Source organism: Streptomyces sp. NPDC055078, from assembly GCF_053607985.1.
Map to the genome: position 1 here is coordinate 1 of NZ_JBSGUP010000351.1, position 8,463 is coordinate 8,463.

General features: G+C 71.7%; 5 protein-coding genes and 1 pseudogene. 2 read left to right on the forward strand and 4 right to left on the reverse strand.

Annotated features, from left to right (window positions below):
• Positions 1-96: 96 nt before the first annotated feature.
• Positions 97-2,169, reverse strand: coding sequence for a PhoX family protein (locus ACWF94_RS25550; protein WP_453492904.1), 2,073 nt, complete (start codon positions 2,167-2,169; stop codon positions 97-99).
• Positions 2,170-2,959: 790 nt separating this feature from the next.
• Here ACWF94_RS25550 and ACWF94_RS25555 point away from each other — a divergent pair.
• Positions 2,960-4,198, forward strand: coding sequence for a VWA domain-containing protein (locus tag ACWF94_RS25555; protein WP_453492907.1), 1,239 nt, complete (start codon positions 2,960-2,962; stop codon positions 4,196-4,198).
• A 148-nt stretch (positions 4,199-4,346) separates the two neighbouring features.
• Here ACWF94_RS25555 and ACWF94_RS25560 read toward each other — a convergent pair whose 3' ends face one another.
• Together ACWF94_RS25560 and ACWF94_RS25565 are read right to left on the reverse strand one after the other, a co-directional pair.
• Positions 4,347-5,657 carry a sensor histidine kinase gene (locus tag ACWF94_RS25560; protein WP_453492910.1) on the reverse strand — a complete coding sequence of 437 codons (1,311 nt, stop codon included), beginning with the start codon at positions 5,655-5,657 and terminating at the stop codon, positions 4,347-4,349.
• Positions 5,654-6,307, reverse strand: coding sequence for a response regulator transcription factor (locus ACWF94_RS25565; protein ID WP_453492913.1), 654 nt, complete (start codon positions 6,305-6,307; stop codon positions 5,654-5,656). Before ACWF94_RS25565 ends, ACWF94_RS25560 begins: the two co-directional genes overlap by 4 nt.
• Before the next feature lie 190 nt (positions 6,308-6,497).
• On the opposite strand from ACWF94_RS25565, the gene metG reads away from it, so the two are divergent.
• Positions 6,498-8,123: a methionine--tRNA ligase gene (gene metG, locus ACWF94_RS25570; RefSeq protein WP_453492916.1), complete on the forward strand. Its 1,626-nt coding sequence runs from the start codon at positions 6,498-6,500 to the stop codon at positions 8,121-8,123.
• A gap of 124 nt (positions 8,124-8,247) precedes the next feature.
• Here the strand turns inward: metG and ACWF94_RS25575 are convergent.
• A pseudogene (locus ACWF94_RS25575) lies at positions 8,248-8,463 on the reverse strand (hypothetical protein); the annotation flags it as partial.

The following is an 8,463-nucleotide window of genomic DNA, read 5'->3' on the forward strand; positions in this document are numbered from 1 at the left end:
GGCCCCGGGCCCACCCCGGTCGGGGCGGTTCCCGGGGCCCACGGCACCCGCCGGGACGGCAGGCGGCGGTGGCGGGGGCGGGGGCGGTCAGACCGGTCAGACTCCGATGTCGCGGCCGTCCTTGCGCCACACCGCCACCACCGCCGGGCGGACCATCCGGCCCGGCCCGTCAGGCCACGCGCTCGCGGGCTTCTCGACGGACGCGCCATCGATCTCGCCCGGGTGCTGGACCGCGACCAGGACGCGGCGGTCCTGGATGACCGGGCCGCAGGTCTCGGCGCCGATCGGCACGGTCAGGAACTGCTTCAGTTCACCGCGCCGCTCCCCGTGGGTGGCGACGCCGAAGAGGCCGTCGTGCGAACCGAGCCTGTTCCCGTCGGTGGAGATCCACAGATTGCCGTGCGGGTCGAACGCCACATTGTCCGGGCAGGAGATCGGGCTGACCTTCTCCTTCGGGAAGCCCGCGAAGTAGGTGGCGGGGTCCTCCGGGTCGCCCGCGACCAGGAACAGCCGCCAGGCGAAGCCGTCGCCCGCCGGGTCGTCCCCGTTCTCCGCCAGCTCCAGGATCTGCCCGTGCTTGTTCTCGTTGCGCGGGTTGGCCTCGTCCGCGCCCGGCTTCCCCGGCTTGCCCCGGTCGGTGTTGTTGGTGAGTGCCAGATACACCCGTCCGGTGCGCGGCGACGGCTCGACGTCCTCGGGGCGGTCCATCTTGGTGGCCCCGACCCTGTCACCGGCGAGGCGGGTGAAGACGTACACGTCGTCGGCGCTCATCCCCGGGACGTGCGAGGTGTCGCCGGTGGCCAGCGGAATCCAGACGCCCGAGCCGTCGAACTCGCCGTCGTTCGGGAGCTTGCCACTGCCGTCGATCTCGTCCGGGCTGTCGCTGGTCAGCTTCGCGACGTACAGCGTGCCCTCGTCCAGGAGGGTGCGGTTGTGCTCGCGCGCCGCGCGGGACCGGCCCGCCTTCATCCGCTTCGACGAGACGAACTTGTAGAAGTAGTCGAACCGCTCGTCGTCGCCCATATAGACGACGGGACGGCCGTCGTCCGTCAGCCTCGGCTCCGCCGCCTCGTGCTTGAACCGGCCGAGCGCGGTCCGCTTGGCGGGGATGAAGTCGGGGTCGTACGGGTCCAGTTCGACGACCCAGCCGAAGCGGTGCGACTCGTTCGGCTCCTGCTTGGCGTCGAAGCGCTTGTCGAACCGCTCCCACTTGCGCTCGCTGGCCCCGGTGCCGATGCCGTAGCGCTTGTCGGTGGCGCTGGAGCCGTTGGCGAAGTACTGGTTGAAGTTCTCCTCGCCGTGCAGGGTGGTGCCCCAGGGGGTGGTGCCGCCCGCGCAGTTGTTGAGCGTGCCCAGCACCCTGGTGCCGGTGCCGTCGGCGGAGGTCCGCAGCAGCGGGCTCCCGGCGGCCGGTCCGGTGACGCGGAACTCGCTGGTCGCGGTGAGCCGGCGGTTGAGGTGGTGGCGGGTGACCGGCGTGAGGCGGCCCGACCCGCGCTCCCCCTGGACGACGACGACCGAGAGGCCGTGCGCCGCCCAGGCGATCTCCACCTGCTCACGGGTCGGGTTGGCCGGGTCGTACCCCCGGAACATCAGGATCTCGTCGGTGTACTCGTGGTTGGCGACCATCACCTGACGGTCGCGCTCGGCCAGCGGGAGCAGGGACAGGAAGTCGTTGTTGTAGCCGAACTGGCCCGCCTGCGCCTTCGCCGACTGTTTCTCCGGGTCAAAGGACGGCGCCCCGCGCAGTATGGGGTCACCCCAGCGGATCACCACGTTCTGGGAGTGGCCGGCGGGGACGGTGACCTTGTCGTCCTTGTTGGGGGCGACCGGCGCGAACCGGAGCCCGCGCGCGCCGTCGGCCGAGCCGCTGCCGTGGCCGGGGCCCTTGCCGCCGCCGGGCGGAATGGCAGGGGCGGCGACGGCCTGACCGCCGTTCGGCCCGGCGACGGCCGCGGTCCCTGCGGCAGCGGCGACGGTCACCACGGCGGCGGTACGTATCATCGACCGCCGCGAGAGGGCGCTCGCGATCACATCGCCCACGTACGCGTTGTCGCTGGTGTTCGGCACCTCCTGGAAGCAGGCGTCGCCACAGCGATAGCGGCAGGTGAGGGCGGAACGCCCGCCCGCGTGCGGACGGGCGGTCATGAGCGGCAGCAGCTTGCGCACGTGATCCTCCTTCGGCGCTCACCGCGCCGACAGTCTGTCGGAATGTCTCCGGGCGAGACGCTATGGGGGGTCCTGTGCAGACCGGCGGACGGCGAGTGAACGACGGATGAATCCCGGAACATGGTCTTCCACGCCCGGCTTCCACGCCCGGCTTCCAGCCCGGTGACGGACACCGGGGGCAGGGCGGTCACCGCTGTGCCGATGGCCGGTCGACGGCCCCCACCCGCGCTGCCGCTGGAGAGCTACCGCGCTGCCACCGAACGACTGGGGGACATTCCGGATACGTCGCCGGGGCGCGGCGTGGGGGACATTTCCGGTACGTCGGGGAGACGCCGCGCGGACGTCGCGAGTACATCGCGCGCAGGTCTCGGACAGGCGGCGAGTGGGCGTCCCCTGCGGGGCATTACGGCGGGTGACCGCTAACCTTACGTGTCCGCCCTGGCCAGGACCCCCCAGGACAACTTGGTTCAAGTGCGGACAATACGGCACCCAACTCATGCGAAAGGTCTCGCACATGGGCATTCGGAGCTTGCTGCGCAAGGTGTTCGGTCGCGACCGTTCGGAGTCCAACGAGTCGGCGGCTACCTCCGTCCCGCCCCAGACCGAACGCTCGGAATCAGCCACGCCGACGGTGCCCTCGCCGTCGCCTTCCCCTTCCCTTTCCCCTTCCACCGATTCCTCCCCTGTTACGGGAGCGGACTCCGGCCCGGACTCCGGCCCGGACTTGGACTCAAGGGCGGGCTCCGGCTCGGGCTCGGGCTCGGGCTCGGGCTCGGGCTCGACTTCTACGGTGACGGCGGCTCCCGCCCCGGCCGCCCCGGCCCCGGCTGCCCCGGCTCCCACCCCGGCCCCGGTCGACCGGGCGGCGGACCTGGTGTCGGCGGCGTTCGACAACCCGCAGCCTCGTACCCGTACGACCTCGGTACCGCCCCAGGCGCGTACGGAACCGGTCCCGGAGGACACGACCACCGTCACCGGGCCGGACGCTGACGCCGGGCCCGAGGCCGCTGCCCCCGCCGATGAGACGTCCGTCTCCGCCGGGACCGAGTCGACCGAGGCCGCCGTCGAAGAGGCCGAAGCCCCGGCCGTGGAGCCGGAAGCCGTCGCCGCCGGGACCGCCCCGGCAACGGCACCTGCCCCGGAGCCCGAGGCCGAGCGCGCGCCTGCCGAGGCCGAGCCCGCGACGACGGACGCTGAGCCCGCGACAGCGGAAGCCGAGCCGGTCACCGCACCCGCCACCGCACCGGCCGTACCCGAGGCCGCCCCGGACGAGGCCCCCGCCACGGCCCCTGAAGCGGAACCGCTCGCGGCCGACACCGCTGCCGACACCGCTGCCGACACCGGCACCGTCACCGAGTCCGTCACCGACACCGACACCGACACCGAGACCGCACCCACCGCGCCGGAGGTGACCCCCCACCAGGAGGCCGCTCGGGCGGCGCTGCTGCGGGCCGGGCTCGACGGGACCGGTGCGCGGGTGTATCTCGTGCTCGACCGGTCGGGGTCGATGCGGCCGTACTACAAGGACGGGAGCGCGCAGCGCCTCGGGGAGCAGGCGCTCGCCCTGGCCGCGCAGCTCCACCAGGGGGAGGGTGACCCCGTGCTCTCCGTGGTGTTCTTCTCGACGGAGGTCGACGGGACGGGGGAGCTGACCCCCGCCGCGTACGAGGGAAAGATCGACGAGCTGCACGCGTCGTTCGGCCGGATGGGGCGGACGAACTACCACCTCGCCGTCGAGGAGGTCCTCGCGCTGCACGCGAAGGCCCCCAGGCGGACCCCGGCGCTGGTGATCTTCCAGACCGATGGGGCGCCCGAGTCCAAGACCGCCGCGACGGCCGCGCTGGCCGGGGCCGGGAAGAAGCCGGTGTTCTGGCAGTTCGTGGCGTTCGGTGAGCACGATGCGAAGGCGTTCGACTACCTCCGTAGGCTCTCCGCCGGAAACACGGCGTTCTTCCACGCCGGACCCACCCCCGGTGACCTCACGGACGCGGAGCTGTTCGACGGAATCCTCCAGAGCTGGAAGCCCTGAGGAGACCTGGACGCTCTGAAGAGAACGAGCAGCCCTTAAGAGAACGGTCAGCCCTTAAGCGAGCGGGAGGCTTAAGGGAGCGGGAAGCCATGAAGGGCACGGGCAGCTCGGGCCGGGGCAGGCGGGGGCGCTCAGCCGGTTGCGGCGCTCAGCCGGTGCGGGCGGTGACCGGCAGGGAGACGGTGACGATCAGCCCGCCGCGCGGGCCGGGCCGGGCCGTCACCTCACCGCCGTGGGCGTCCGCGATCGAACGGACGATGGACAGGCCGAGGCCCGCGCCCTGGCCCATACGATCCCGCCCCTCCCCCCGCCGGAAGGGCTCGAACAGCGACGGAATGTCCTCTTCCGCGATGGTGGGGCCGGTGTTCTCCACGGTCAGCGCGCCCCCGTCGACACTGACGGCGACCGTACCGCCGGGCACGTTGTGGGTCACCGCGTTCGCCACCAGGTTGCGCACGAGCTGGGCGAGCAGCAGCCGGTTGCCCCGTACGACACCGCCCCGGGCCGTGTCCGCCGCCACGTCGTGCCGCAGCGCCTCCTCCGCCGCGACCTCGCCGAGGTCGATGTCGTCGCGCTCGGCGAGCCCGCGTTCACTGCGGGCCAGCAGCAGCAGACCCTCGATGAGCCGTTCGCTGCGGCGGTTGCTGTCGAGCAGTACCCGCTGGGTGGCCGCCAGCTCCTCCGGGGTCGGCACCGGGGACGACAGGCCGACCTGGATCGCCGTGCGCTGGGTGGCCAGCGGGGTGCGCAGCTCGTGCGAGGCGTTGGCGATGAACCGGCGCTGGCTGTCGAACGCCTTCTCCAGTCTGACCAGCAGCGCGTCCAGCGTGTCCCCCAACTCCTTCAGCTCGTCGTCGGGGCCGCTGGCCCCGATCCGTTCGTGGAGGGTCCGCTCGGAGAGCTTCCGGGCCTTCGCCGTCATGGCGTGCACCGGCCGCAGCACCCGCCCGGCGGTCCACCACCCCACGGCGACCGCGCAGAGGGCGGTGACCAGCAGGGCGGCGAGGGACCAGAAGAGCATCTGCTCGGACGCGGCGTCGCTGACGTTGTCGGTGATGGTGTAGGCGCTGACCTGGTTCAGGGGTGCCCCGGCCGGCAGGACCGGATCCGCGTCCCCGCCACGGGAGGCCACCAGGGCCGGCGGCACCTTGACCGTCCGCCGGGCGATCGCGGCGGCCTCGTCCTCCGTACCCGCCCGGGAGAGCAGATTGACGACACTGAGCAGCACCCCGCCCAGGACGAGGAAGACCGCGCCGTAGACGAGCGCGATCCGGGTCCGGATCGTCGAGCCGGGCCCCAGCCGCCCGGCCCCGACGTGCAGCGCGCGGCCGGTACGGACCCCGCCGCCGGTACGGACCCCACGGCCGGTACGGACCCCGCCGGTACCGACCCCACCGCCGGTACCGACCCGAAGCGCGCGGCCCAGGCGTTCGCGGCCCATGCGGGCGCGGCGGCTCACAGCGCGTACCCGACGCCCTGGACCGTACGGATGAGCGGTGGCTCCCCCAGCTTGGCCCGCAGCTTGCTCAGACAGACCCGGACCGCGCCGGTGAAGGGGTCGGCGTGCGCGTCCCAGGCCCGCTCCAGCAGCTCCTCCGCCGAGACGGTCGCGCCGTCCGCCTCCAGCAGGATCTGGAGTACGGAGAACTCCTTCGGCGACAGATCCAGCTCCCGCCCGTCCCGGTCGGCCATGCGCCGTACGGTGTCGAGCCGCAGCCCGTGGCGTTCGAGCAGCGGCGGTACGGGACGGGCACTGCGCCGCCGCAGCGCCCGGACCCGGGAGACCAGTTCGGGGAACTCGAACGGCTTGCCCAGATAGTCGTCCGCCCCCAGATCGAGGCCCTCCACCCGGTCCTCCATGGACGCGGACGCGGTCAGCATCAGAATCCGGGTGCGGGACGCGGAGGCGACCAGCTCACGGGCCACCTCGTCGCCGTGGACACGGGGCAGATCGCGGTCGAGGACGACGACGTCGTAGTCGTGGAGTCCGAGGTAGGCGAGCGCCGCGTCCCCGCTGTAGACGGTGTCGACGGCGAATCCGGCCCGCCGCAGCCCGGTGGCGACCAGTTCGGCGAGGACCTCCTCGTCCTCGGCCACGAGTACTCGCATGTCGTCGTCCCCTCGCACCGTACGCGTCCGCCTCTCCTCCCAGGATGCGCCTTTCTACGCGAGGGGATGTTTCGCGGATGTCTCCACGGGGCCGCGGCGGCTTCAGGTGACCCCACCTGACCCCTCGCGGCCCCCGGAGTCAGGGCTTATCCCGGTGAAGGGAACTTCCCGGGGCCGATAGGATTTCGGCATGGCGGCCACTGGATCCGAGAAGTCCGAGAAGCAGGGGGCGGCGGCGTATTACGTCTCGACCCCCATTTACTACGTCAACGACGCTCCTCACCTGGGCCACGCCTATACGACCGTCGCAGGTGACGTGCTCACCCGCTGGCACCGCCAGCGCGGCGAGAAGGTGTGGTACCTCACCGGCACGGACGAGCACGGTCAGAAGATCATGCGCACCGCCGAGGCGAACGGGGTCTCGCCCCAGGAATGGTGCGACAAACTCGTGGAAGAGGCGTGGAAGCCTCTCTGGGAGCATCTGAACATCGCGAACGACGATTTCATCCGGACCACGGAGAAGCGGCACACCGACCGGGTGCAGGAGTTCGTCCAGGACCTGTACGACAAGGGCGAGATCTACCAGGGCGGCTATGAGGGCCCGTACTGCGTGGGCTGCGAGGAGTACAAGCTCCCCGGCGAGCTGATCGACGGCGAGGGCGAGTACGCCGGGCAGAAGCTGTGCCCGATCCACCGGAAGCCGGTGGAGCTGCTGAAGGAGGAGAACTACTTCTTCAAGCTCGCCGAGTACGGCCCGAAACTCCTGGAGTTCTACGAGGCCAACCCCGGTTTCATCCAGCCGGAGTCCGCGCGCAACGAGGTCGTGAACTTCGTCAAGCAGGGACTTCAGGACCTGTCCATCTCCCGCTCCACGTTCGACTGGGGCGTCAAGGTGCCGTGGGACGAGAAGCACGTCATCTACGTGTGGATCGACGCGCTCCTGAACTACGCGACGGCCGTCGGCTACAACGAGAACCCCGCGAAGTTCGCGGAGACCTTCCCGGCGGACGTCCATCTCGTCGGCAAGGACATTCTGCGCTTCCACGCGATCATCTGGCCCGCGATGCTGATGGCGAACGGACTGCCGGTGCCGGGGCGGGTCGTGGCGAACGGCTGGCTGATGGTCGGCGGCGAGAAGATGTCGAAGTCGAACCTCACCGGGATCAAGCCGCAGGATCTGACCTCGCACTTCGGCGTCGACGCCTACCGCTGGTACTTCCTGCGGGCGATCGCGTTCGGCCAGGACGGGTCGTTCTCGTGGGAGGACTTCACCGCGCGCTACACCAGCGAGCTGGCCAACGACTACGGCAACCTCGCGTCCCGGGTCGCCGCCATGATCGGCAAGTACTACGGCGGCGCGCTGCCGGAGGCGACGGCGGCCGGGGACGCCGAGCGGGCGGTCCGGGAGGGCCTGGCGAAGACGGTCGCGGAGGCGGACCGGAAGATCGGCGAGGAGCTGGACTTCCAGGGCGGGATTCTGGCGATCTTCGACTTCGTCAAGCAGGTCAACGGCTATCTCACCGAGCAGGAGCCGTGGAAGGTCGCGAAGGACGAATCGCCGGAGGGGCGTGCGCGCCTCGCGACGATCCTCTACACCGCCGCCGAGTCCCTGCGCGCCCTGGCCGTCCTCCTGAACCCCGTGATGCCCGAGACCTCCCAGGCCCTCTGGCTCTCCCTCGGCGCGGAGCCCGCACTCGGCCCCCTCGCCGCCCAGCGCGTCCAGGACGCGGGCAGCTGGGGCACGCTGCCCCCGGGCTCCACCGTCACCAAGGGCGCGGTCCTCTTCCCCCGCCTGGAGGAGCAGCCCCAGAGCTGAGCCGCGGGGGTCCGGGCAGGGCCGGGGCGAGGCCGGCAGGCTCCACGGGCTCAGGTCCCACGGGCTCAGGTCCCACGGGCTCAGGCTCCACGGGCTCAGGCTCCACGGGCTCAGGCTCCAGGGACTACGGTGCGAGCGCGGCGGCCGGGCCCATGACGATGACCGGGGCGCTCGCGGGGTCGAGGCGCCGCATCAGGTCGCGGAGCACGGGCTTGGGGAGCGTGACGCACCCCTGGGTCGCCGCGCCGTGATCCACGTGCACCCAGATCCCGTTCCCCCTGTCCGCCCCCAGGGGCATCGTCCAGTCCAGCGGCGTCCGCCCCGGCACCCGGTTGTAGTT

Bases quoted from the DNA above. Each gene is read 5' to 3' on its own strand.
- ACWF94_RS25565 (WP_453492913.1), bottom strand. From the start codon at position 6,307: ATGCGAGTACTCGTGGCCGAGGACGAGGAGGTCCTCGCCGAACTGGTC.
- metG (WP_453492916.1), top strand. From the start codon at position 6,498: ATGGCGGCCACTGGATCCGAGAAGTCCGAGAAGCAGGGGGCGGCGGCG.